At 64.1% G+C, this 24,183-nt stretch carries 22 protein-coding genes, 5 tRNA genes and 1 pseudogene; 17 read left to right on the top strand and 11 right to left on the bottom strand.

Translation table 11 applies throughout. The features are described from left to right. The first annotated feature begins 16 nt into the window (after positions 1-16). A complete protein-coding gene (locus tag ACD584_RS14885; RefSeq protein ID WP_011037304.1) occupies positions 17-217 on the top strand; it encodes a PspC domain-containing protein in 201 nt (66 codons plus the stop codon). Then, positions 187-702 (top strand): hypothetical protein, encoded by a 516-nt coding sequence (locus ACD584_RS14880; RefSeq protein ID WP_076035695.1) that lies wholly within the window; start codon positions 187-189, stop codon positions 700-702. Before ACD584_RS14885 ends, ACD584_RS14880 begins: the two co-directional genes overlap by 31 nt. Here ACD584_RS14880 and ACD584_RS14875 read toward each other — a convergent pair. Further along, a complete protein-coding gene (locus ACD584_RS14875; protein ID WP_076035696.1) occupies positions 660-1,871 on the bottom strand; it encodes an FAD-binding oxidoreductase in 1,212 nt (403 codons plus the stop codon). The two genes, ACD584_RS14880 and ACD584_RS14875, sit on opposite strands and share 43 nt — an antisense overlap. A gap of 192 nt (positions 1,872-2,063) precedes the next feature. On the opposite strand from ACD584_RS14875, the gene ACD584_RS14870 reads away from it, so the two are divergent. Then, on the top strand, positions 2,064-2,291 hold the full coding sequence (locus ACD584_RS14870) for a hypothetical protein (protein ID WP_042599220.1): 228 nt from the start codon (positions 2,064-2,066) through the stop codon (positions 2,289-2,291). A 104-nt stretch (positions 2,292-2,395) separates the two neighbouring features. Beyond that, entirely contained in the window at positions 2,396-4,765 is a 2,370-nt protein-coding gene (locus tag ACD584_RS14865; protein ID WP_076035697.1) for a Tex family protein, read from the top strand. A 36-nt stretch (positions 4,766-4,801) separates the two neighbouring features. Here the strand turns inward: ACD584_RS14865 and ACD584_RS14860 are convergent, their stop codons facing one another. After that, positions 4,802-8,212 (bottom strand): PAS domain S-box protein, encoded by a 3,411-nt coding sequence (locus ACD584_RS14860; protein WP_372357306.1) that lies wholly within the window; start codon positions 8,210-8,212, stop codon positions 4,802-4,804. A 95-nt stretch (positions 8,213-8,307) separates the two neighbouring features. Continuing rightward, entirely contained in the window at positions 8,308-8,688 is a 381-nt protein-coding gene (locus ACD584_RS14855) for a response regulator (protein WP_029216977.1), read from the bottom strand. 139 nt (positions 8,689-8,827) lie between these two features. Between ACD584_RS14855 and ACD584_RS14850 the strand changes: the two genes are divergently transcribed. After that, positions 8,828-8,914, top strand: a tRNA-Leu gene (locus ACD584_RS14850). A gap of 184 nt (positions 8,915-9,098) precedes the next feature. Next, positions 9,099-9,893 carry an integrase arm-type DNA-binding domain-containing protein gene (locus tag ACD584_RS14845; RefSeq protein ID WP_228438024.1) on the top strand — a complete coding sequence of 265 codons (795 nt, stop codon included), beginning with the start codon at positions 9,099-9,101 and terminating at the stop codon, positions 9,891-9,893. Positions 9,894-10,271: 378 nt separating this feature from the next. On the opposite strand, the gene xopE is transcribed toward ACD584_RS14845, so the two are convergent. Next, a complete protein-coding gene (xopE, locus tag ACD584_RS14840; protein ID WP_076037677.1) occupies positions 10,272-11,348 on the bottom strand; it encodes a XopE/AvrPphe family type III secretion system effector in 1,077 nt (358 codons plus the stop codon). A gap of 133 nt (positions 11,349-11,481) precedes the next feature. Continuing rightward, on the bottom strand, positions 11,482-12,537 hold the full coding sequence (locus ACD584_RS14835; RefSeq protein ID WP_076035700.1) for a DNA-binding protein: 1,056 nt from the start codon (positions 12,535-12,537) through the stop codon (positions 11,482-11,484). Positions 12,538-12,730: 193 nt separating this feature from the next. On the opposite strand from ACD584_RS14835, the pseudogene ACD584_RS14830 reads away from it, so the two are divergent. The 11 genes and pseudogenes from ACD584_RS14830 to ACD584_RS14780 form a co-directional block, all read left to right on the top strand. Then, positions 12,731-13,687: pseudogene (locus tag ACD584_RS14830) on the top strand (site-specific integrase); the annotation flags it as partial. A gap of 20 nt (positions 13,688-13,707) precedes the next feature. Beyond that, on the top strand, positions 13,708-16,668 hold the full coding sequence (locus ACD584_RS14825) for a Tn3 family transposase (RefSeq protein ID WP_076035702.1): 2,961 nt from the start codon (positions 13,708-13,710) through the stop codon (positions 16,666-16,668). A 76-nt stretch (positions 16,669-16,744) separates the two neighbouring features. Further along, positions 16,745-17,221 carry a tyrosine-type recombinase/integrase gene (locus ACD584_RS14820; RefSeq protein WP_372357304.1) on the top strand — a complete coding sequence of 159 codons (477 nt, stop codon included), beginning with the start codon at positions 16,745-16,747 and terminating at the stop codon, positions 17,219-17,221. 97 nt (positions 17,222-17,318) lie between these two features. Further along, the gene (locus ACD584_RS14815) at positions 17,319-18,227 is read left to right on the top strand and encodes a hypothetical protein (RefSeq protein ID WP_076035703.1); all 909 of its coding nucleotides are present in this window, start codon (positions 17,319-17,321) and stop codon (positions 18,225-18,227) included. A gap of 110 nt (positions 18,228-18,337) precedes the next feature. Then, positions 18,338-18,586: an AlpA family transcriptional regulator gene (locus ACD584_RS14810; protein ID WP_053054263.1), complete on the top strand. Its 249-nt coding sequence runs from the start codon at positions 18,338-18,340 to the stop codon at positions 18,584-18,586. Then, entirely contained in the window at positions 18,583-18,885 is a 303-nt protein-coding gene (locus ACD584_RS14805; RefSeq protein WP_053054264.1) for a helix-turn-helix domain-containing protein, read from the top strand. Before ACD584_RS14810 ends, ACD584_RS14805 begins: the two co-directional genes overlap by 4 nt. Before the next feature lie 85 nt (positions 18,886-18,970). Then, positions 18,971-19,114 carry a hypothetical protein gene (locus tag ACD584_RS14800; RefSeq protein ID WP_169789561.1) on the top strand — a complete coding sequence of 48 codons (144 nt, stop codon included), beginning with the start codon at positions 18,971-18,973 and terminating at the stop codon, positions 19,112-19,114. 67 nt (positions 19,115-19,181) lie between these two features. Beyond that, positions 19,182-19,601, top strand: coding sequence for a hypothetical protein (locus ACD584_RS14795; RefSeq protein WP_053054265.1), 420 nt, complete (start codon positions 19,182-19,184; stop codon positions 19,599-19,601). Between the two features lie 235 nt (positions 19,602-19,836). Then, the gene (locus ACD584_RS14790; protein ID WP_053054266.1) at positions 19,837-20,403 is read left to right on the top strand and encodes an HGGxSTG domain-containing protein; all 567 of its coding nucleotides are present in this window, start codon (positions 19,837-19,839) and stop codon (positions 20,401-20,403) included. A gap of 96 nt (positions 20,404-20,499) precedes the next feature. After that, a complete protein-coding gene (locus ACD584_RS14785) occupies positions 20,500-20,997 on the top strand; it encodes a surface-adhesin E family protein (RefSeq protein ID WP_139328342.1) in 498 nt (165 codons plus the stop codon). Positions 20,998-21,487: 490 nt separating this feature from the next. Next, entirely contained in the window at positions 21,488-21,664 is a 177-nt protein-coding gene (locus tag ACD584_RS14780; protein WP_011037297.1) for a hypothetical protein, read from the top strand. Between the two features lie 285 nt (positions 21,665-21,949). Here the strand turns inward: ACD584_RS14780 and ACD584_RS14775 are convergent. The 6 genes from ACD584_RS14775 to ACD584_RS14750 all read right to left on the bottom strand — a co-directional run bounded on the left by ACD584_RS14775 (position 21,950) and on the right by ACD584_RS14750 (position 24,025). Then, positions 21,950-22,025: transfer RNA gene (locus ACD584_RS14775), tRNA-Glu, on the bottom strand. A 53-nt stretch (positions 22,026-22,078) separates the two neighbouring features. Continuing rightward, positions 22,079-22,154 (bottom strand) — tRNA-Ala (locus tag ACD584_RS14770). Between the two features lie 729 nt (positions 22,155-22,883). Beyond that, positions 22,884-22,959 (bottom strand) — tRNA-Glu (locus ACD584_RS14765). A gap of 47 nt (positions 22,960-23,006) precedes the next feature. After that, positions 23,007-23,082: transfer RNA gene (locus tag ACD584_RS14760), tRNA-Ala, on the bottom strand. Between the two features lie 86 nt (positions 23,083-23,168). Then, positions 23,169-23,630, bottom strand: coding sequence for a cytochrome c (locus ACD584_RS14755; protein ID WP_043877747.1), 462 nt, complete (start codon positions 23,628-23,630; stop codon positions 23,169-23,171). Positions 23,631-23,638: 8 nt separating this feature from the next. Next, the gene (locus ACD584_RS14750; RefSeq protein WP_070691409.1) at positions 23,639-24,025 is read right to left on the bottom strand and encodes a cytochrome c; all 387 of its coding nucleotides are present in this window, start codon (positions 24,023-24,025) and stop codon (positions 23,639-23,641) included. Positions 24,026-24,183: the final 158 nt, after the last annotated feature.

Raw genomic sequence — 24,183 nt, 5'->3', positions numbered from 1 at the left:
TTCCAGGAGGCTGCTCATGTCCACCACCACTGCACTGTCCCGTTCCCTCAACGACCGCATGATCGCCGGCGTCGTCGGCGGCATCGCGCGCCGCTTCGGCTGGAGCTCGACCCTGCTGCGCATCCTGTTCGTGATCGTGTCGATCGCTTCGGCTGCATTTCCCGGCATCCTGGTCTACCTGATCCTGTGGCTGCTGATCCCGAATCAGGCCGACTGAGCCGCGTCCCGCGCTGGCTGGGCGCGCTGCAGGTGCTGGGTGCGCTGTGGACGTTGCCGAACACGCTGATCGGGCTGGCGATCGGTGGGCTGGGGGCCTGTTTTGGCGCGCGGCCGCGCTGGTCAGCCACTGAGCGCGCAGTGGTCTTCCATGCCTGGCCATGGGGGCCGGGCGGGGCGATGACGCTGGGCAACGTCATCTTGTTGAAGGGCGCATCGCTGGAGTTGCAATGCGCCACCTATGCGCATGCCGCCGGCCGCTGCGTGCACCCAGCAGTGCGGCTCGGCGACCACGAGCGCGCGCATGTGTATCAATACATGCTGCTCGGCCCGCTGTTTCTTCCGGTATACCTGCTGTGCGGCGGCATCCACGTGCGCAACCCGCTGGAGCGCGCCGCAGATGCCTACGCAATGCACGGCCACGGTTGGTGGCCGTGGTGGTCTCAGCCCAGTCGCGAGAAGCCGAACAAGTCCGACAACGGGTGAGCGCGGGCTTCCAGTTGCGCACGTAGCAGGCCGGCGCCGATCGCGCTGTAGGTGATGCCGTTGCCGCCATACGCCATGGCAAAGGCCACACGTGGGCCGTGCTCGGAATGCGTGCCGAAGAACGGCAGCCCATCGGCGGTTTCGGCAAACGTGCCGCCCCAGGCGAACACCGGCCGCAGCCGCACGTCCGGCATCACCTTGGCGATCTTCTTCAGCAGCGTGTCCGTCTTGCTGAGCACGCGTGCGTCGCGGCGCGCGGGAATATCAATGCTGTCGTCTTCGCCGCCGGCCACCACGCGGCCATCGGCGGTAGTGCGCACGTACAGGTAGGGGCGCGCGGTCTCCCACATCATGGTGTGCTTGAGCGCGCCCACATCGGTGTCGTGCAGCGGGTCGGTGACGAAGGCATAGCTGCTCCGGTTGCGTGCCACCCGCTGCGACAGCCACTGCTGGTTGCCATAGCCTGCGGCCATGATCACGTGCCGCGCGCGCACATTGACCCCGTCCTGGGTGCGCAGATCGACATGCTGGTCATGCGCCTGGAGGGTGGCGATGGGGCTGCGGTCGTAGATGCGGCCGCCGTACTGCTCGCATTCTGCGAACAACCGGTAACACAGGCGGTAGGGGTCCACGCTGGCGGCGAGCCGGCTGAGAATAGCGCCTTCCGAACGCACGCCGTAGTCGTGCCACAGCGCGTCACCGGCGATCCACTCCACCGGCAGCGCATGTGTCTTGCGTGCGTCCAGTTCGCGCTGCAGATCCTTAAGATCCCGCGCACGGCTGGCGTAGTACAGGCTGTCCTGGCGCGTGAAGTCGCAGCCGCCCAGGCCATCGCAAAGCTCCTGCAGATCCAGGATCGCTTTTGCGCACGCACCATAGGCCAGCGCGGCGGCAGGCATACCGTACTGCGCCGCCAGATCCACCATCGGCGTGTCGATCTCGTATTGCAGCAACGCAGTGCTGGCCGAGGTGCTGCCCCAGCCGATCTCACGTTGTTCGATCACCACCACCTCATGGCCGTGGCGCAGCAGCTCGTGTGCGATCAATGCCGCGGTCACACCGCCGCCAATGATTGCCACCTCGCAGTGGGTGTCCTGCTCCAGGCGCGGATAGGGACGCATCAATCCGTTGCGGATCGACCAGAACGGATAACCACTTTTGAGCTTCATGCGGTGTCGGTGAGCGGGCGGAACTGGATTGGACGATCAAGCGGGGTGAAGCGGCCGTGACGCGTGCAGCCGCCATCGCGCGGTCACCAAATCGCAAACAGCCGGCGTTAACGTGCGTGGAAAAGCTCCTCACGGCGTGCTCGCTATGCTCGCGCCGTCAACGCAGCAACAGCAGCAGAAAAGGGTGAGGGTATGTCGATTGTCCTGTACGTCGGTGGCAGCAAGGATGGCGATAAGGGTGTGGTGCCGTACGGCTTCAGCAAGTCGCGCACCATGACTGAGGCCGGTCCGGAGGTGTATGTGGAGCGCATGGTGCCGCTCAAGGACGTGGGCAAGATCCGCGTCATGGCGCTGGAATCGCTGCACGAAAGCATTCTGGTCGAGCGCGCCGCCACCCATTACGCACGCCGCGTCAGCTGAGCACGTCGGCATAGGTTTACGGCGGTCCTGTCAACGGGTTTCCGCGGCGCCCCGGCACTGCGAAAATGCATTTTTGACAGTGAAGCGGTTCCAACCGCGCCGCCATGCACGACACCCAGCTTGCCCAGCAGATCGCCCGCACCATCGCCGATGAGATCGGTGCCCAACCCGCCCAGGCGCGCGCCGCCATTGCCCTTCTCGACGAAGGTGCCAGCGTTCCGTTCATCGCGCGCTACCGTAAGGAAGTCACCGGCGGTCTGGACGACACCCAGCTGCGCAACCTCGAAACGCGCCTGACCTACCTGCGCGAACTGGAAGACCGCCGCGCCGCGATCCTGTCCAGCATCGGCGAGCAGGGCAAACTCAGTGACGAACTGCGCAGCGAAATCGTCGCTGCCGACACCAAGTCGCGCCTGGAAGACCTGTATCTGCCGTACAAGCCCAAGCGCCGCACGCGTGCGCAGATTGCGCGCGAGGCCGGGCTGGAACCGCTGGCCGACACCTTGCTGGGCGACCCCACCCAGGCGCCGGACACCACCGCAGCGGCCTACGTGGATGCCGACAAGGGCGTGGCCGACGTCAAGGCCGCACTGGAAGGCGCCCGCGCGATCCTGATGGAGCGCTGGGGCGAAGACGCCGCGCTGGTCGGCGAACTGCGTAGCTGGTTGAACGACAACGGCGTGATCCGTGCGCGCGTGGCTGAGGGCAAGGAAGAGGCCGGTGCCAAATACCGCGACTACTTCGACCACGCCGAATCGCTGGCCAGGATTCCCTCGCATCGCCTGCTGGCCTTGTTCCGGGCACGCCGCGAAGAATTTCTGTACCTGGATCTGGACCCGGGCACCGACGCCGACGCCGACGCCGGTCATCAGTACGCCGAAGGCCGCGTGGCGCGCAGTGCCGGCATTTCCAACGAAGGCCGCCCGGCCGATCGCTGGTTGCTCGATGCCTGCCGGCTCACCTGGCGCGCCAAGCTGCACATGCACCTGCTGCTGGACCTGTTCAACCAGGCGCGCGAAAAGGCCGAGGCCGAGGCGATTGCCGTGTTCGGCGACAACCTCAAGGACCTGATGCTGGCGGCGCCCGCCGGCCCGCGCGTGGTGCTGGGCCTGGACCCGGGCATCCGCACGGGCTGCAAGATCGCCGTGGTCGACGCAACCGGCAAGCTGGTAGCCACCGAGACGATCTACCCGCACGAACCCAGGCGGCAGTGGGACCAGTCGTTGCAGACGCTCAAGAAGCTGTGCCTGCAGCACAACGTGGAGCTGATCGCGATCGGCAACGGTACTGCCAGCCGCGAGACCGACAAGCTTGCCGGCGAGGCAATTGCCCTGTGCGAGGGCGCCAAGCTGCAGAAGATCGTGGTCAGCGAAGCCGGTGCATCGGTGTACTCAGCATCTGAATTCGCCGCCAAGGAATTCCCGAACCTGGATGTCTCGCTGCGCGGTGCGGTGTCGATCGCGCGGCGCCTGCAGGACCCGCTGGCCGAGTTGGTCAAGATCGAGCCCAAGGCAATCGGTGTGGGCCAGTACCAGCACGACGTGGACCAATATCGCCTGGCCAAGGCGCTGGACGCGCGCGTGGAAGACTGCGTCAACGCGGTGGGCGTGTACGTCAATACCGCCTCGGCGGCCTTGCTGTCACGCGTATCGGGCCTGTCCAGTACGGTGGCGGAAAACATCGTGCAGCATCGCGACGACAACGGCCCGTTCAAGCGCCGCAAGGACCTGCTCAAGGTCCCGCGCCTGGGCGACAAGACCTTCGAACAATGCGCCGGCTTCCTGCGCATTGCCGACGGCGATGAGCCGCTGGATGTGTCGGCGGTGCACCCGGAGGCCTATCCGGTGGTGGAGCGCATCGTCAGCAGCACCGGCAAGCCGATCAAGGCCTTGCTGGGCGATGGCAGCTTCCTGCGCGCGCTCAAGCCGGAGCAGTTCACCGACGAGCAATTCGGTGTGCCCACCGTGCGCGACATCCTCAAGGAAATGGAAAAGCCCGGCCGCGACCCGCGCCCGGAATTCAAGGCGGCGCAGTTCGCCGAGGGCATCGAGGACATCAAGCACCTCAAGCCCGGCATGATCCTGGAGGGCGTGGTCAGCAACGTCGCGGCCTTTGGCGCATTCGTCGACATCGGCGTGCACCAGGATGGCCTGGTCCACATCTCGGCGCTGTCGGACACCTTCGTCAAGGACCCGCGCGACGTAGTCAAGGCCGGCGACATCGTCAAGGTCAAGGTGCTGGAAGTGGACGTGGCGCGCAAACGCATCGCGCTGACCCGGCGGTTATCGGATACGCCGCCACCGGCCGACGCGGCCGCGCAGTCACGCGACACACGTGGCGCGGGGCAGGGGCGGCGCGACGGAAGCGGTGGTGGCGGGCGCGGCCCGGCAGCCGGCACTGCCAAGCCGCGGACCAGCGCGCCGCCCGCCAACAACGCATTGGCCGACGCCTTCGCGCGCGCCAAACGCAGCTGATCACAACGCACCCTGGCCCGCGCCAGGGTGCGTTGTTCAGGCGGATGGGTCGGTGCGTACCGCACCGGCGGGCAGCACCAGGCGTTCGATCAGGTCGATCAGCCCCGGTGGCTCCACCGGCTTGCCCATGTGCGCGTCGAAGCCAGCCACGATGGCGCGGTCGCGGTCCTCTTCGCGCACGTAGGCGGTGAGGGCAATCGCGCGGATGTGCCGTGGCAGTTCCGGCCGGCCCGAGCGCACGCTGCGAATCAGGTCGTAGCCATCGCGCAGCGGCATGGCGATATCGCTCACCAGCACGTCGTAATGCGCCGCGGCCAGGTGCGCTTCCGCTGCATCCACCGAGCCGGCGGCCTGCACCTGCGCGCCGGCCAGCATCAGGAAATGCATTACCGCCTCGCGTGAGTCCTGGTCATCGTCCACCAGCAGCAGGCGCACGCCATCGAGCCGGCCATGTGCGGCGGTGGGCAGCGGGCCGGCGTGGGCAGGCTCTGGTGCGGGACGCTGGTCGCTGACGCCGTGCTGGAACGGCAGCACCACGGTGAACGTCGCGCCATGGCCTTCGCCGGCGCTGGACGCGCCCAGGCTGCCGCCGTGCAGATCGATCAGCTGGCGCGAAATCGACAGCCCCAGCCCCAATCCGCCCACGCGGCGGGTGGTGCCGGCATCCGCCTGACGGAAGCGGTCGAACACATGCGGCAGGAAATCGGCGGCGATGCCGATCCCGGTGTCGCGCACGCACAGGCGCAGGCGCTGCTCTTCCACCTCCAGGCTCACGCGCACATCGCCATCGGGTGCGGTGAACTTGAGCGCGTTGCTGATCAGGTTGGTCAGCACCTGCTGGAGGCGTCCGGCATCGCCGAAGAACCACAGGCTGCCTTGCAGCGGCGCATCCAGCTCCAGCCGGATCTGGCGCGCCTGTGCGGTAGGCTGCATCAATTCCACGGTACTGCGCGCCAGCCCGGCGATGTCGAAGTGTTCGGGCTGCAGGCGGATCTTGCCGGACAGGATCGCACTCATGTCCAGCAGGTCGTCGATGATCTGCGTTTGCGCGCGCGCACTGCGCTCGATCACCACTAGTCCCTTGCCCAGCTTGGCTGGCTCGAAGGCATCGGCCTGCATCAGGCGCGACCATCCCAGGATCGCGTTGAGCGGCGTACGCAGTTCGTGGCTGAGCGTGGCCAGGAACTCATCCTTGACCCGGCTGGCGTGTTCGGCCTGATTGCGTGCAGCGGTTTCAGCCTGCAGCGAGGCCTTGAGATTGGCATCCACGCGCGTGCGCTCGATCACGATGCCGGCCAGATGCGAGGCCGAGCGTGCCATGGCCTGTTCGCGCAGCGAGGCCAGATGCGGTTGCGCGTAATAGATGTTGAGCGTGCCCAGCACGGCGCCATTGCTGCCCAGAATCGGCGTGACGCAGCAGGCGGCAATCCCCATCGCTGCCGAGAGCGCGCGGTGGTCTTCAAAGCGCGGATCGTTGGCGATGTCCTCGCAGATCACCTGCAGGCCGCTATGGGCCGAGCGCGCGCACGGCGGGCCAGACGGCCCGATCGGCGCATTCTCGAAGTCGCCGCTGTAATCGCGCGGCAAATGCGGGGCCGCCGCAAACTGCAAGGTCTGGTGCTCCTCATCCAGCACCATCACTGCGCAATGCAGCGGTGTTTCGCCGCGCGCTTCCACGCTCAGCGCGATGGCATCGAGCACCACCGTCAATGGCGCACCGGTCGTGATCAGGCTCAGGATCGCGCGGTCGGATGCGGTGGCATCTTCGATCCGCTTGCGGTCGGAAATATCGGTCAGCGAACCGATGTGGCCCAGGAAGCGCCCGTCGCTGCCGAAGTGCGGCGACGCGGTGTCGATACACCAGCGGTACTGCCCATCGTGGCGGCGGATGCGGTATTCGGCGATGAACGCGCCGCGTGCATCGAGCGCCTGCTCGAAGGCATGCCGCACACGCGCCGCATCATCGGGATGCATCGCATTCCACCAGCCCTGGTCCAGGGCCTGTTCCTCGCCCTGGCCGGTGAACTCATACCATTGCGGGTTCCAGTAGACGCAGTTGCCGTCCACGTCCGCCATCCAGATCATCGCCGGCACCGTCTCGCACAATGCGCGGAAGCGCGCCTCGCTTTCGCGCAGCTTGTGCTCGAACCCGCGGCGGTCGTGGATATCGGTGTAGGTGCCGATCCACTCGCTGATGCGTCCGTGTTCGTCGCGGACGGGCAGGGCACGCGCCAGGTGCCAGCGGGTCTGCCCATCGTGGCGGCGCAGCTCGCATTCGATCTCGTAGGCGCGCTCGCCATTGAGCGCCAGTGCCCACGCCTGGCCGGACATGCGCAAGCCTGCGGCCGAATGTGCCTGCTGCCACGCGGCGCTGGCCGCCGTGTCTGGATTCAGGCCGGTGTATTCGTACCAGCGTTGATTGAAATAGTCCGGCTGGCCTGCCGGATCGGCGATGAAGATGATCTGCGGCACCGTGTCGGCCAGCCGCCGCAGCCGCGCCTCGCTGGCCGCCAACTGGCGCTGCGCCTTGGCCCGCTGCATCGATTCCCAGCACCGTGCCACCACCAGCCGCACCAGTTCGATGTCGGTCGAGGCCCACTGCCGCGGTGCACGTTGATGCACGCCGATTGCCGCCACCAGTTGGCCATGCTTGTGCAACGGAATCGCCAGCGACGCGCGCAGGCCGGAATGCCGGTAGTGCTCGACTACGTAGTCCGGCGCGCCGGGGGCCATCGCGTCGGTGGTGAACCAGGTGCGGTTCTCCAGCAGCGCATCGCGCAGCCCCTGCGCGGCTTCCAACGGAAAATCTCCCTTGAGGCTAGGCATGTCCTGCACGTAGTCGCTGATCACGTGCATCACACTGTGGTCCTCCGCCGCCAGGCCGAATGCGCAGCGGTTGACCCGCAGATGCTCGCCGAGCAGGCGCACGCTGGTGTCCACGATCGCGCGCGGTTCGGAGACATGCTGCAGGGCATCTTCCAGATGCAATAGAAAGCTGTCGTGGCTGCGTTCGTCTATGAGCGACGGCAGAGCCAGGGTTGTTGCCGCAAGCGTATTGCCGTGCCACTGCGACGGCTGTCCGCGCGGATGGGCGGCGATATACAGCTGGCCCAACGGCCTGCCGCTTTCGAGCACCGGGCTGCACGACCATGCCGATGGCTCGGGGTGCTGCTGTCTGTCTGTCGCCCCCGCCAGCCCCAGGCGTTGGGCGGTAACTGTAGCGAGCGGCTGGCCGAAGGCGCGCGGATGCAGCGCACCGAGGAGCGGGATGCAGGCATCGTTGTACAGGCAGTGCGAGGCCTCGCCACACACCAGCACCATCGGCACCTGTGCATGCAGGCAAAGCGAAAGCGCGGTCGACAGCGCAGGACTTTCGCTCAGCAGGGCGAGGGCGCTTTCGTCCGCATGCGGCAATAGCGCTGTGGTTTCGCGATGCTCTGGCAGCAACTCAACAATGGCCGGCGCGGCGATGGCCATGGTGCATCCCACCTGTCAGCCCTGGATGCAGTGATTCTAGTGACAACGTCGCCGCTGACAATGCGTCAGCTGCTGGCACCGCTGCGCTGGCGCGCCTTGGCCAGGGCATCGACGAGCTCGTCGGACATGTACGGCTTGGTCAGGATGACCCCGCGTTCAAACCCGTGCGGGATGCTGGCACTGGCCACGCCGGTGGCCAGCACGAAGGGAATGCCGCGTTCGGTGAGCCGCCGCGCAACCGGTTCGCTGGTCTGGCCGTTGCCCAGGCGATAGTCCAGCACGGCAGTATCCGGCGCATCGGCCTCGATCAGCTGCAGCGCGTCGTCGACCTCACCCACCGGCCCGACCACGGCCGCACCCGCCTGGATCAGCTGCATTTCGAGCAGCATGGCATTCATGTCATCGTTTTCGACCACGAGTACCCGAACTCCACGCAACGCCGACATTGCTTACTCCTTCACGGTAGCCGGTGAGTATATCGGCCCAGGCTGAGCGCCGCGTTGCTGATGCTGCTGGCAGATGAATTCGTCAGGCAATTCCTGACACTGTTCGTTTCGTTGACAACTCGCTATACTGCGCGGCCACGCCGAAGTGGCGGAATCGGTAGACGCAGCGGACTCAAAATCCGCCGCCCTTAAAAGCGTGTGGGTTCGAGTCCCACCTTCGGCACCAGTGCATCGTTTCAGGATGTCCAGTAGCGTCCAGAAACTTCAACAAAACCCGCAACTTGGCGGGTTTTTTTGTGTCTGTTGGTCCAACTGCGTCCAGCGACATGCGTTGAAATCCGGCGGTAAGTGGCGGTAGCTTTGGCGGTAACAGCGGTGGTTACCGCTCGCCAAGGCCGAAAGTTACCGCCATGCCGCTGACAGATACCGCCATCCGCAAGACCAAGCCCGGAGTTGTCCCGTTCAAACTGCGTGATGGTGGCGGCCTGTACCTGCTTATGCGGCCGGATGGCGCCCGCTGGTGGCGCTGGGACTACCGGCGCCCGGTGACGGGCAAGCGCAACACCCTGAGCCTGGGCACTTACCCGGATACCGGCCTTGCCGATGCGCGGGAGAAGCGCGACGCCGCGCGCAAGCTGCTGGCTGCTGGGGTGGACCCCGGCGAGCAACGGAAGCAGGCCAAGCAGGAGCGGGCCGCCTTGGTGGATGCCGCTGGCGAGACGTTCGAGCTGGTGGCCCGGGAGTGGATGGCCCGCCAGACCGTCGCACGAGTCACGGCGGAGAAGAATCGCTGGCTGCTGGAAACCTTCCTGTTTCCCGAGATCGGTTCCCGCCCTGTCGGCGAGATCACGCCCCGCGAGCTGCTGGACGCCCTGCGCAAGATCGAAGCCACCGGCAAGCTGGAAACAGCCGCCCGCGCAAAGATCAAGGCAGGGCAGGTGTTCCGTTACGCCATGCTGGAAGGCAAGGCGGAGATCGATCCCACCGCCAGCCTGCGGGGCGCGCTCAAAGCTGCCAAGGCGCGCCACCATGCCGCTGTAACCGAGCCGGCCAAGATCGGCCAGCTATTGCGCGCCATTGACGGGTTCAGCGGGCAGCCGGTGACCCATGCGGCCTTGAAGCTGGCCCCGCTGGTGTTCGTTCGCCCTGGCGAACTGCGCGCGGCCGAATGGGAGGAAATCGGGGTTCAGCCGACATACGTGTAAAAATGACTCGCAGAATCCGATTTCTCTTGTGAAAACATGAAGTTGCCGGATAAAAAGGCGCTTCCATCGGCTCATCCACTACCTGAGGGTCGGCAGGGATTCGTGTAAAACACAGCCAAAAGTGAGCTAACTCCCTGTCAGCTAAGGATTCCTCACGACGCCCTGCTGACCCTCATGCTGGGCTACTGCTGCACGTGCGCCACCAGGTCCAACACGGAGAGCCGCAATTCGGCGTCCACCTCTCGCCACACGTTGGCGACGTGTCAGGTCCGGCCTATAGCACCGCGCATGTCCTGGCCGCGCTTGGGCGCGTAGCGCGCCCAAGCGCCCTACGGTGGCATCATGGACGTGCCGACGCTCATCCGGCTTGATCCATCGTCACCAACTCAAGGGGGGGCGACCCAAGGCATCCAGGCGCTCTGCATCTTCAAGGATCGCAGCAGTTGTGCGCGGCGAGATGGGCTGTGCGTTATCCAGTCCATAGGCCTGCCGCGCAGCATCGGCGGCTAGAGCTTGACGCGTCCGCGGTGAGTACTCTTGCAGCCTTTGACGCGTGCTCTGGGCCAGTTCGGGCGCGATGACCGGCATCGCGGAAAAGATATCGCCGGGTGCGGGGTTGGCTAGAAATGCTGTCTCCAGGTCGCGCGCATTCGCATGGAGATCAGTTTGCGGATCCTCGATCTCGGCTCTGAATGCGTTTGTCCTGGCAAGCGCGTCGATTGCATCGCGCTTGTCGAAGCGTTCAATTACATTGGTGGATGTTCCGTACGTTTCGGCCCAGTGCGAATCCCTTAGTAGAACGGCCGGGCCGTCGCCCCACGAGTCGAGGACTACAGTGGATTGTTCCGCCTCTGCCGAGCTTGGTGGCTGGTACAGCGCATAGAGGTGGGTCTGCTCATAGTCGCGTACAGTCATCATCTGCCCGCCATCCTCCATGCGAACCGCATGCCGACGTGTGTTAATCCCTGCATTGTGATCACAGTTGCCTGCCCCGGCAGCCAGCGCGCTGCCTGCCAGTAAATTTTCGTCATTTTCACCGAGACAGTAAGACAGGGAGCTGTAGGTAGCGCTCCGTCCGTTGCTGAGCCGCAGATCGCTATCGACATTGCCTCGACCACGGTGCAAGGCGAGTCGTGTCTCGTGCACCGTCGCTGTGGCGTCGGCAAGGCGTTGGCGGTCGCGCGCATCTTCGATGGGTCTGTCGTTGAGGCGCATACCAAGCTGGTAGGCCGCCTGCTGAACTTCGTGCGGCTGTAGGGTTGGCTGCCGGAAGCGACCCCGTCTCGTTCTCGAAGAGCCGAGTGCCACCAAGCCATGCAGGCTGGGTGACATGGGCGCCTCGGGGGATGAAGGCGTAGAAGGCGTGGTCTGCTCTGCGGTGTGGGTTAAATAATGCTCAGGTGAACCCGCTACGGGTGAACCCACCACGCTCGGCTTTGAACTGCATAGCCCCATCTTGATCTCCTGCAATGACTGTAGAAGCAAGTCTGGCGGGGAGCGCGCCGATTCGCTCCGCCTCACCGAAATCCTGGCTGGGACGACGAAGGCACTGACGCGGAGGATTCCCGAGCCTTCGCCAAGCGGCTGATCATTTGCCTGCGGGCATTGCACCGGCTGCGATGGCGTTTTCGAGTTCGCCAACGGAGTGCGCTGGCCGCAGCTGCGCCAGGAGTTGTTCCAACGTGCTCAGACGTACCGTGGCCCGCATGGTGTCCGCTTCGGCGTGTTCCCGGCGCTGGCGCTCTTCGATCAGATCGGTCCGCGCCGCAGCCAGTTCGGTGCGCACGCTTTCCAGCGCTTGCACATCGCCGGTCCAGCGCACCTGCAGGACTTGGTGCTCGGCGGCCGCCAGGCGCAGCGCGTCGTGCTCGCGTTGCTGGGCGTCGGCCCGCTGGCGTGCCTGCGCCAGTTCCCGCTCCAGCCGGGTCTGGCGTTCCAGCCACTGGCCGTTGTCTCGGTTGAGCTGCATCAGGTCGTGATTCTTGGCGGTCAGCGCCTCGTTGGCCTGCCGTAGGGCGACCTGCAGCTCTTGCACCTGGTGCGCGTGCCGGCGCTGTTCCTGCTCACGCTGGTCCTTGACCGAGGCGCGGTAGTGCTCCAGGGCTTCCCTGGCGTGTTCGTGCTTGTGTTCCAAGGATTTCGCATGGGCGTCGTGCTCGGCCACGCGAACGGTCAGACCGGAGATCCGTTCCTCCAGCTGCGCCAGTTCGGTGGTGCGGCGGGCCACTTCGCTCCTGGCAGCGTCGCCCGCCTCGCGTTCGGCCTGCAGCGCGGTCTCGCAGCGTTGCAGCTGCGTCATGAGTGAGCCGGCCTCGTGTCGGGCCTGCTCCAGCGCTTGGGTGCGTTCCTGCAGCTGCGCCTGGAAGCGCGCCTGGGCCTGCGCCACGACCGTGTCGGCCTCGCTGTGCAACCGCTCGGCGAGGCGGGCGATGAGGTCTTGAAGTGCGTCGCTCACGGCCATTTTCGCGCCAACGCCTTGCCCTTCCTCCTCTTCCAACTCCCTCAAATAGCGGTGGATGGTGGTCTTGGACCCCGTGTTGCCCAGCGCCACCCGGACCGCGTCCACGGACGGATGCGTGCCCGTGGCGCGCAGGCGATCGCGGGCGCGTTGCACATCGCTTTTGTACAACCCGGACCTTGCCATCCGTCACTCCACGTATTTCGTAACGTATTACATACCATGTAATTACATACTACTCAACGCACCAAAACGGACCGTCGGTGCGCGTTGAACTCACGCGGGATAATCTAGAATTATCCCGCCTAATCCCGATTTTTCGACTATGCTCGCACGCGGGCCGGTACACCCCGGCCCATCGGGCGACTGGGAGGGGCCGATGATCAGCGTTGGGCAGTACCTGGAAGCCGCCACCCGACCCAACACCGAACGCGCTTACGCTGCGGCAACCCGCCATTTCGAGGTCGAGTGGGGCGGCCACCTGCCGGCCACCGCCGACAACGTGGCGCGCTACCTTGCCGCCTATGCCGGGCAACTCGCGCTCAACACACTCAGGCACCGGCTCGCAGCACTGGCGCAGTGGCACCAGGTGCACGGCTTTGTCGACCCAACCCGGGCGCCCGTGGTGCGCCAAGTGCTCAAGGGCATCCAAGCTCTTCACCCTAGCGTCGAAAAACGCGCCACGCCCCTGCAACTCACCCAGCTGGGCCAGGTCACGACATGGCTGGAAGACGCTGCGGCTGCGGCCCACTCTCGCGGCGATCGCGCCGCAGAACTGCGGCATCTGCGCGATCGCGCCTTGCTGCTGCTCGGCTTCTGGCGCGGCTTCCGCGGCGATGAACTCACCCGTCTCCAGGTGAACCACCTGCGCCTGGTGCCGGGCGAAGGCATGACCTGCTTCCTGCCGCACAGCAAGAGCGATCGCCAGCACGCCGGCACCACCTACAAGGTCCCGGCGCTGTCGCGCTGGTGCCCGGTGGCTGCCACCATGGCCTGGGTCATGGCAGCCGCCCTCCACGAGGGGCCACTGTTTCGCGCGGTCAACCAGTGGGGCGGGATTGCCGCCGCCCCGCTCCACCCCAACAGCCTGGTGCGCCTGCTACGGCGGATCTTCCGCGAGGCCGGGCTGAGCTCTCCCAACGACTACAGCGGCCACTCGCTGCGCCGCGGCTTCGCTGGCTGGGCCAACGCCAACGGCTGGGACGTCAAGGCGCTGATGGAGTACGTCGGCTGGCGAGACGTGCAGTCGGCGATGCGCTACATCGACGGGGCCGATCCGTTCGCCCGCCAGCGCATCGAAGCCAGTCTGCCGGAAGCGCCCGCGCTGCCAAGGCCTGCAACGACCTGAGGGGTTGGATGGCGTCGATCGAACGGACCGCATACCCGCAATTCAAGCGCAACCCGGTCGTCCGCGAACTGGTTGCGGCCTACACGCCAACCGACGCTGAGGTGGCCTTCGTTGCCGAGTACACCCGGCAGCCTGCGCACCGCCTGACGCTGACGATCCTGCTCAAGACCTTCCAACGGCTGGGGTACTTCCCCATGCTGGACGAAGTCCCGCCGGCGGTGGTGCGCCATATCCGCAGCGCGCTGAAACTGCGCGTGCAGGTCAAGCCAGCGAATCTTGCCAACGCCTCGCGCTATCGCTACTACCGCCGGATCCGACAATTCCTGCAGGTCCGGGCCTACAGCGACGGCGGGCTGAAGATTGCGGCACGCGCGGTATACGAAGCCGCTGCGGTGATGGATAACCCGGCGGACCTGATCAATGTAGCCATCGAACAGCTCGTGCGTGATCGCGTCGAGCTGCCGGCGTTCTCCACACTGGATCGCCTGACCCGGCGCATTCGCACGCTGGTCAACGGGCGCTATTTCGCTCAGATCGAGGCTCGACTGACCATCGATGAAAAACAGCGCCTTGAAGGCCTCCTGCAGGTCGAACAGGGGCGTCAGAAGAGCCCGCTGCACGCGATCAAGCGCCTACCCAAGCGCTCTTCGCTGCAGCATTTCCAGGAGTTGATCGACCATATCGCCGAACTGGACGAATTGGTCGGCAGCGAGTTGCACCTGGCGGGCATCCCGGAGGTCAAGCGCAAGCACTTCGCTGCCGAGGCGCGGGCATTGGATGCTTCCGAGCTGCGCAAGTTTCGGCCCGCCAAGCGCTACGCGGTACTGGTGTGCTTGATCCACCGGACCCGGGTCCAGACGCGCGACGATCTCGCGGAGATGTTCATCAAACGCATGGGGAACATCCACAACCGGGGCCGAGAGGAACTGGAGCGGCTGAGGGCGCGCTATCGCGAGAAGACCGAAGCGATCGTGGCGACGATGTCGGATGTGGTCCGCGTCCTCGACCATCATCGCGGCGACACCGAGGCGGGGCGTGAAATCCGCCGCCTGGTCAACGCCCATGGTGGCGTGCAGACGTTGCAGGCCGACTGCAACGCCATTGCGGCGCATAGTGGCGACAATCACTTGCCGCTGCTTTGGCCGTTCTATAAAAGTCACCGCTCCACCATCCTGCGGATGGTGCGTAGGCTGGACTTGGCCTCGACCACGGAGGACCGCTCGCTGATCGACGCGATCGAGCTGATCCTGACGCAGGAACGAACCCGCAGCGATTGGTTGGACGAAGCGGTCGATCTGGCGTTCACCACCCAACTCTGGCGCAAGACCATCATCCATCGCACCGAACAGGGCGAAGAGCGCATCCACCGGCGCCTGTTCGAGGTTTGTGTGTTCTCATCGCTGGCCAACGAACTGAAATCGGGCGACGTGGCTGTGCGCGGATCGGAAACCTACGCCGACTACCGCGAGCAGTTGCTTCCGTGGGACCAGTGCGAACCTATGTTGAAGGATTACTGCAAGCAGGTGGGGCTGCCGGCTACGGCCGTGGGCTTCGTCAATGCCTTGCAATCGCGCCTGACGCAGGTCGCCGAGCTGACCGATCAGGGCTATCTGGAGAATGGCCAAGTGGTCATCGGCGAGGATGGCATTCCGGTACTCAAGCGCAGCAAGGCCAAGGAGATGAGCTGCGGGGCCCGTGCCCTGGAAACCGCCGTCCTCGACCGCATGCGCGAACGCAGCGTCATCGAGATCCTGTGCGATGTGGCCCACTGGACGCGCTGGCCCCGGCACTTCGGTCCTCTGTCCGGCTCGGACGCCAAGATCGAGCAACCGACCGAGCGCTACGTCCTCACCGCCTTCACCTATGGTTGCAACCTCGGACCGGCCCAGGCTGCCCGACACCTGCGTGGCGCCGTCTCGGCGCACATGCTGTCGTTCGTCAACCGCCGGCATGTGGATGCCAACAAACTGGCGGCGGCCTGTCGGGACATCATCAACAGCTACGCCGGCCTGCAACTCCCCAAATGCTGGGGCGATGGCAAGAGCGCAGCCGCCGACGGCACCAAGTACGACCTCTACGACCAGAATCTGCTCGCCTCGTACCACATCCGCTATGGCGGCTACGGCGGCATCGCCTACCACCACGTGTCCGATACGTACGTCGCGCTGTTCAGCCACTTCATTCCGTGCGGTGTCTGGGAGGCGGTCTACATCATCGATGGCCTGCTGAAGAACACCTCCGACATCCAGCCTGACACCGTCCACGCTGACACGCAGGGGCAGTCGCTGCCGGTGTTCGGCCTTTCGCATCTGCTAGGCATCCAGCTGATGCCGCGCATCCGCAACTGGCGCGAATACAAGTTCTTCCGCCCCGATGAGGACATTCGTTACGAACACATCGATGCGCTGTTCCGGGACACTGTTGACTGGGATCTGATCGAGACCCACTGGAAAGACCTGATGCAGGTCGTGCTCTCGATCAAGACCGGCAAGATCGCGGCCTCGACGCTGATGCGCAAGCTGGGCAACTACAGCCGCAAGAACCGGCTGTACCAGGCCTTCAAGGCGCTCGGTTCGGCCGTGCGCACTCTTTTCCTGCTGCAGTACATCTCCAACCGCGAGTTGCGCGAACAGATCACCGCCTCGACCAACAAGGTGGAGGCCTACAACGGCTTCGCAAAGTATTTCTTCTTCGGCGGGGAAGGGGTGATTGCCGACAACGACCCCGTCGAGCAGGAGAAGGCCGTCCAATACAACGACTTGGTCTCCAATGCCGTCATCTTCTACAACGTGGTCGAACAGACCCGAATCATGACGTCTCTAATGCGGCAGGGGTGGAAGATCACGCGGGAAGACGTGGCGTTCCTCAGCCCGTACGTGACCAGCCATGTAAAACGCTTCGGGGATTACCTGATTGATGTGGAGGCGGTCCCGGAACCGTATGAGACTGAACTGGCATTGGCAGGGTAGTTTTGGTGCGCCAAAATATCCGCTAACTCACTGATGCAATGGATGAAATCCAATCTTGTGAGCTATTTTTACACGTATGTCGGCTGAACCCCAAATCGACCTGGACGCCGCCATGTGGCGCATCCGCCCTGAGCGCATGAAGATGAAGGCGTCGCACCTGGTGCCCCTTTCCAGTCAGTCGGTGGCGATCCTGCGCGATCTGCATGCCCTGACCGGCGGCGGCCAGCATGTGTTCCCCGGCCTGCGCCCCAATCGCCCCATGTCGGAAAACACCGTCAATGCCGCCCTTCGCGCACTGGGCTATTCCGGCGACGAGATGACCGGTCACGGCTTCCGCAGCATGGCCGCCACCCGGCTGAATGAGATGGGCTGGAACGCCGACGCCATCGAACGGCAGTTGGCGCACGCCGAAACAAACAAGGTCCGCGAGGCATACACGCATGCGGCGCAGTACCTGCCCGAGCGCGTGCGCATGATGCAGGCCTGGGCGGACTATCTGGACGGCCTGTGCGCTGGCGGTAACGTCGTGCCGCTACGGGCCAAGGCGGGCTGAGCTTTCATCGAACACCCGCACCTAGCCCGACGGGGCGAAAAGCCGGACACCCTGCCGGCCTGGTGTGGGGACTATTTCAGGGGCGCAAGGGTGCGCCATGCCGGAAATTTACGACCGAAAGAAACTGATCGACTACCTGTTGCGCCGCCAGTTCGGATCGCTCGCCCCGCCCCCGGTGCCCACGTTATCTGGCATGCGCCTGGATGCCATGCTTGATAAAGCAAGCTGGAAGCGCGATCTAGCGATGGCAGGCCGATCCAACGAAGTTACGCCGATGGAAAAGCAGCGCGCACGCTATGACGCGATGAGTTTGGCAGAGCTTAATGCGCAGGTTGAAGCTGCGAAATCGAGCGACTTGGAAAAGGCCAAGCAGCTTGCCAAGGAAGCCAAGCTATCACGCGAAAAGCGCTGGCCTCACTGGGCAAAGAAAGACCTGTGGAGCGAGGCAGAGTTGGCGGCTCTGTGCTGCGGCTTTGTGCCCGATGAACGCGGTATGCCGAACGATCCCGGACGGGTCAATGGAAGCGACCAGCAAGCGATAGCGATACTGCGTGCAGAGGACGATATCCGCAGAGGCACTCTTTCCCAGAGGCTCGCATTCGTGCCAAGAGATGACGCGGACTCAGCGGCGCGGATGTATGGCACTGCTAGGTATTTCGTTCCCAGCGTTGCCGCAGAATGGGCAGCCCAGCAGTTCGACACATTTCCTGCTTCGCTGCTCGCGGCTGTGCGGGAGCGTGATCGCTCCAGCGCTGCCGATCTCGCTGCTATCGTGCCTGTGCCGGAGATCGCCCCCAAGGCAAACAAACCGCTTGATGAGCGCGAGCGCACGACGTTGCTATGCGTCATCGGTGCGCTTGCAAAGCATGCGAAATTGGATTTGTCGCAGCACATGAAGGCTGGCGACACGATAGCCGCCATTGTGCCGGAGTTGCAGCTGACCGGCCGAACCATTGGCGAGCATCTGAAAAAGGTCGGAGAAGCCATGGAAAAGCGAACAAAATGAAAGCAACTGCAATTGCACTGCTGAAGACTGCAATTGCAACTAGCAGGTAGGTTCAAAGCATAGTTTTCGAGTCCAACGCCGCCCATCCCGGAGCGGTGACGGACATAGATATGCAGCTTGCACCACTGCCCACAACGGGCTTCCTGCGACTTCCCCAAATCGTCGGCCGTGCTGCCGACACCAAGACCAACACTACGGCCATCCCAGCCCTGATCCCGGTCTCCCGGTCCACTTGGTGGGCCGGCGTGAGGTCCGGCCGCTATCCGCAGCCGGTCAAACTGGGCGAGCGCTGCACCGCCTGGCGGGTCGAGGACATTCGCGCGTTGATCGAGGCCACCGGCAAGGAGGTGGCTCCATGAGCCAGAACAACACGCATGCTCCGGCGGCTGAAAACGGGCCTGAGGCGAACATCGTTGATACTTCCGCATCTGCCCAGCGCGCGCGCCTGTTGGCCGCGTTGCGAAAGGGGCCAGTGACGACGCTGGACGCCCGGCGAGACTTGAACGTGTTCGTGCCCGGCGTCCGCGTATTCGAGTTGCGGCAGGAGGGGCACCCCATCGTGACTCGCCTGATTCGGTTGCTGGACGACCAAGGGCGGCCACATAGCCGCGTAGCGCAGTACGCGATGCAGGGGGAGGTGGCTGATGCGCTTCCCTGATAAACAACGCAGCCCGCACGAGGCGGGCCACGGCGCACACGCTGGCAGGCTGGGTGCGAGTCGAGACTACACGATGGAGGCGGCCTTGTATCTGGCGGCGGTGGCCATGGAAGCGGCGCAGGCCCAGCTTGAAGCATGGGCGCGCTTGACCGACGAGCCACACTGGGCCGTCGTGGATGCGGCCGATCTGTTGGATGCAGCACGCGCTGCGCTGGAGGGTTCCCGGTGAGCCGGCCTTGTTTCGACGGTGTTGGGAGCGTCCACCGCGCGCTTGGCGCCATACGGGGAGGCACGCGATGAGCGCCAGGAAACGGGAACGCTTCAAAGGCCGCAAGTCCGGCGGTGCATTTTTCCGGGTTAGTGTCGAAGTGCTGGAAAGTCCAGCGTTCTGCGGCCTCTCCATGAAGGCGCGTGCGCTTCTGCTGGATCTGGGCGCTCAATTCAATGGCTACAACAACGGAGATCAGAGCGCGGCGTGGTCTGTCATGCACAAGCGTGGCTGGAAGTCCAAGGACACGCTGCGCAAGGCGTTGTTGGAGCTGCTGGCCGCTGGATTGATTGAGCAGACCCGGCAAGGTGGCCTGCACTGGTGTTCACTTTTTGCTTTCACCTGGATGGGCATTGAGGAATGCGGCGGCAAGCTGGATGTAAAGCCCAACGTGGTCCCGTCAAACATGTGGCGAAAGTGCGTGCGACTGCTGCGCGTGGTGGCATGAAAACGCGATGCTCGCCCCGGTCATTGGGGCAGTGCGCCCCGGCTATCGGGTCAAGGAGCGCGCCAGTAGGTACGACTATCGGGGCAGTGTGGCCCGGTGGTCGGTCCTACAGGGCAGCTTTCACTCGCTTCGGTGCCCCGGCTATCGGGCACCTTCTAGATATCTACCAAGCGGTAGCTAGATCTATGGGCCACCACGGACCAATTACAGCGCGCCCCTTGCATGGAGGTGGGTGATGCACGACCGATACCTGAGCGGCGACAAGCTTCATCTGGCCAAACTGCAAAGGGAGCGGCGGGCCACAATGCGCCGCATCGACTACATGCCCGGCCGGAGGGCGCTGGCGGTGTTCGAGGCGCGGCAGGCGCAGGAGCGGCCCCGCAGCATTGAGGCAACCAATAGCGCGGTACTGGACGCCATCTTGATCGAGTGGGCCGAGCTGACCGGAGTAAAGTACAGCCAAGTAGGCCAGCCCAAAGCTACGGCCCCAACGCCGGAATTAACTGACCATTTCGCGCGGGCGCGTTTGACTTCGGCGCCACTGCCGGAATTAATGCTCCCATCGCGGGCGTGCGCGCATGCGTATGACTCCGGGCGAGCGGGAAACCAGAAGATCACCGCAAGGCCGTACCAGCGGGCCAACAAGTGCGGGGCAACTCGCCACCGCGACGGCCAGCCATGCCAGGCGAAGCCAGAGCCAGGCAAGCTCCGCTGCCGCTTCCATGGTGGGCGATCCACTGGCCCGAGAACCGATGAGGGCAAGGCGAAAGCACTTTCGAACTTGAAGCAGTACAAGGGCTAGCCGGGGAGGCGAAAGTCGCTAATATGGATTCGCGGAGCCTGTTGGCCTGCTCGGAATGGCGGATCATCGCGGATCATCGCGGATATGGGGGCGGCAATGTGGAAGGCGGTTTTTCTCATCATTGCTGGTTGGCTGCTGGCATCCGGCGTTGCCGAGGCTCAAACGGCAGTATTCAATTGCAAGAAGGAAGGCGAGCCAGTCACCTACAGTACAAAGCCCCTCCCACCCGGCTGGAGTTGCCGGGCGATCATTGTGAATGATCCAAGATGGATCAAAATTGCGGAAACCGCATATGGAGATCCCGTCCAAGTCGACTCGAAGACGATATCCAGATCACCAGGCATCACGACTGCCTGGATTCAGCAGTGGGGTGTTCACCTCATCGCAAGAACTGGGCAAGGGACTCTGCAGCGAGTTGTGTCACGCATTGAGTTTGACTGCGCAAAGCGCACGGCAAAGCTGCTTATGAGCGTTGAGTACGCACTGGGCAACTCGAATGGCACGTCTTCTGCCCCATTACGCCCTGCTGCATTGCCTGTCGTCCCCGGAACCGTGCAAGAAATCGAACTGGACACGCTTTGCAGCAAGCGCTGAATAGCCCATCGCCCAGCAACGTCTGGTCGGCTAAAGAGGGTCAATCCCAACTTTCTTCCGGGAAGCGGGGGGCCATCTGCAGGCGGGAACGGCTGCCTGCAGATGGCCCAAGCGGCCACCTCGTGGCGGTAACTTTGGCGGTATCTTTCGGGCATCCTGCGCAGAATGGTTGATATCAATGGGTTTTCGTTGCCCACCTTCGCACCAAGTTCTTGCGGTACATCTAAAAGCCCGCCTGGAGTCATCCAGGCGGGCTTTTACGTTCCGCTGTGCGCCGGTGCGCCGGTGCACCGGTGCGCTTTGCGGCTGGGTGCAGGCGGGCTGCTGCGATATGTGGGGATGCTTCGCCATGGATGCTTGGCGCTCGCATGGAGTTGTTGTTGCGGTTGCTGCCCGAGCAATTCTGGAGGGGCAGTGGTGTTCGCACAGGCACGCAGCCATCACGCCTGGTCCGTACCTTTGAGGCCTCCCTCAAGATCAGGTGCCCATCATGGCGATCGACTCAGAACAGAAGCTGCGCATTCTTCGCGACATTCACGCCACCACGCCGGTGAGCGAGGAAGAGGCCGACTGGGCGGTACGTGCCGGCTATGCGACGCACGCGGAAGACGCAGATATCGATCTGACGCACGAGGGGCGCAAGGCACTTGATGACGGGCAGGTCTGACGCGATGTAGGCTGGCACTACTATTGGCGCGGCGATACTAAGCGAAGTCCTGGCGCCTGGTTGCGATAGTCGATTCGTTGGCCGCAGAAGCGGAGCTACTGGTTTTAAGTAGCCCTAGTGGCGCCGGCGCGCAGCAACGTCTGAATCGGGTGCGTGCTAGTCCCAAGCTCGGAAACTGGAGCACAGTCCGGGTGCGCGCCACGCGCCGCCCGGCGCGGCCAGTGCATCCGCAATGCTCCAACGTCACCCAACAAAAAAGCCCCGCAGTGCGGAGCTTCTTGTCGTTGGCGTCCCCACGGGGATTCGAACCCCGGTGTCCACCGTGAAAGGGTGGTGTCCTAGGCCTCTAGACGATGGGGACGCATAAACGAACAACCCGGTTGTCAGCTTGCGGACGGCCTATTGTCCGAAAGTTGGTGGAGCCAGGCGGGATCGAGCCGCCGACCTCCTGCATGCCATGCAGGCGCTCTCCCAGCTGAGCTATGGCCCCACGATGCTGAGAGCCGGCAATGATAGCGATCTGAAACAGGATTGGGAAGAGGTGCGGATACATTTTTTTCATGCGGTAACGCGCCAGCGTTCTGATCGGCCTACGCGCTGTGTCGTGTCGGGCACTGGTGCGGCGCTTCCCTTTGTCGCTGATCTCGTCAGCAAGCGACGCGCGTCAGGTGTGTACTGCTTTGCTCATCGGGTTAGCCAGACATGCTGCGATGCGCAGTGATCTCGAAACTTTTCGTGTAAGGGTTGCCGTTCGCGAAGTTGCATCGGTTAGTGGCGCACTAGTGAGTGCGTGGCAGGTTGCAGCCACAAGGATGTAGGTCTTGCCCGAACGCAAGTGCAAAGCGAGTAAGGGCAACTTCGTGCGCTGCATCCAAGTGCTGTTCTCGTCGCTGCGTCGCTGCAGCGGTGACAAGCGAGGTGACGTGTGCAGCAGCGTGCACATCGTCTGCTTTGCTGCACATGAAAGGCGAGGGCGCACGCAGATGCGTACCTGGTGAAGTCTGACTCCGGCGCGGCTCGTTGCTTCTTAGTCGCAGCGCCGGGTCATGCACGCGCAATCGTAATGACGCACTTCGAGCGAACTTGCGACCCCGGCGAGTATCGAAGACGCTTCAACACGCAATCGCACAAAGCGCGTCGCTGGTGCGACACCACTGCGCCGTCATTGCACAAAGCACACAAGAAAAAAGCCCCGGCAATGCCGAGGCTTTTTGATGATTGGCGTCCCCACGGGGATTCGAACCCCGGTGTCCACCGTGAAAGGGTGGTGTCCTAGGCCTCTAGACGATGGGGACGCGTATCAAACCTGGTTGTCGATTCCAGACGGCCTATGTCCGGAACTTGGTGGAGCCAGGCGGGATCGAACCGCCGACCTCCTGCATGCCATGCAGGCGCTCTCCCAGCTGAGCTATGGCCCCACGAAACTGAGAACGAAATGATAGCGATGCGTTAACGTTCGCGCAAGCGCTTTTTCATGCCGAATGAGACGCGGCGTGCGCCGTGCTCAGTTGACGCCGTGCAGATCGCGCAGCTGCGTCGGGCGCGCGCCAAAGTACGCGGCGAGATCGGCGATGTCCTGGTCGCTCAGCGCGGTGGCCTGGGCGGTCATCAACGGATGCTGGCGATCGCCGCTGCGATAGGCCTGCAATGCATGTGCAAGGTAGTCGCCGTACTGGCCGCCGAGCTTGGGATAGGTCGGGTCCAGCGGCACATTGCCATCGGCGCCGTGGCAATCGACACAGCTCTGGCCGGTGGCCTTGCCTTTGGTATGCGCGAGTTTGTCGCCGGCTGCGGCGCGGCCGGTCGGCAGGCCGGCCGACGAACCCGAGCCGTGCTCGCCGCTGGCATGACCGGCATCGCCGGCAGAGTGATCGGTGGATTCCACCTGGGACTGGGAACAGGCCGCCAACGACAGGGCAGCGACCAAGGCGATGGCTAGACGCGGAGCGTACAGGGCGTTCGGCATGTGGGCGCTTATTTGAGGGTGGACAGGTAGGTGGCGATGTCGGCGATGTCCTGCTCGGAAAAGCTTTGCGCCTGTGCCTGCATGGTCGGGTGTTTGCGCTTGCCCTGGCGGTATTCGGTCAGTGCCTGGGTCAGGTACTGCGCGGACTGGCCGCCGATCTTGGGCACGCGGTAGCTCGGGTAGGCGTTCTTGTAGCCGGTCACGCCGTGGCAGCCCTGGCAGGTGTACGCGAGCTGGCGACCATTCCCGGCATTGCCCGAGGGCGCGGGTGTGGCAGGCGCCGGCGCCGCGGCTGCAGGGGCAGGCGGTGTCGGAACCGATGGTGTTGCTGATGCGCCCCCAAACGGCAGGAAGACGACCAGAGCGAGACAAGCGGCGAGCGGCTGCGGGCGCATGGTTTCGTATCCGGAAGACTGGTATGAGCGTCCGCACGTGGGGGCGTTGCGGGCCGAACCGAGTATGCCTGCGATTTGGTCGCACGCAAACCGGGTGAATAGGCAATCTTGAACAGACCATGACCTTTGGCGCATTGGCGACATGATGGCTTGGGTGG

Origin of the sequence: Xanthomonas sp. NCPPB 2922 (assembly GCF_041520885.1) — a bacterium.
Classification (GTDB): Bacteria; Pseudomonadota; Gammaproteobacteria; order Xanthomonadales; family Xanthomonadaceae; genus Xanthomonas; species Xanthomonas campestris.
Note: the sequence above shows the minus strand (reverse complement) of the source record. Positions and strands in the feature narration are given on the sequence as shown.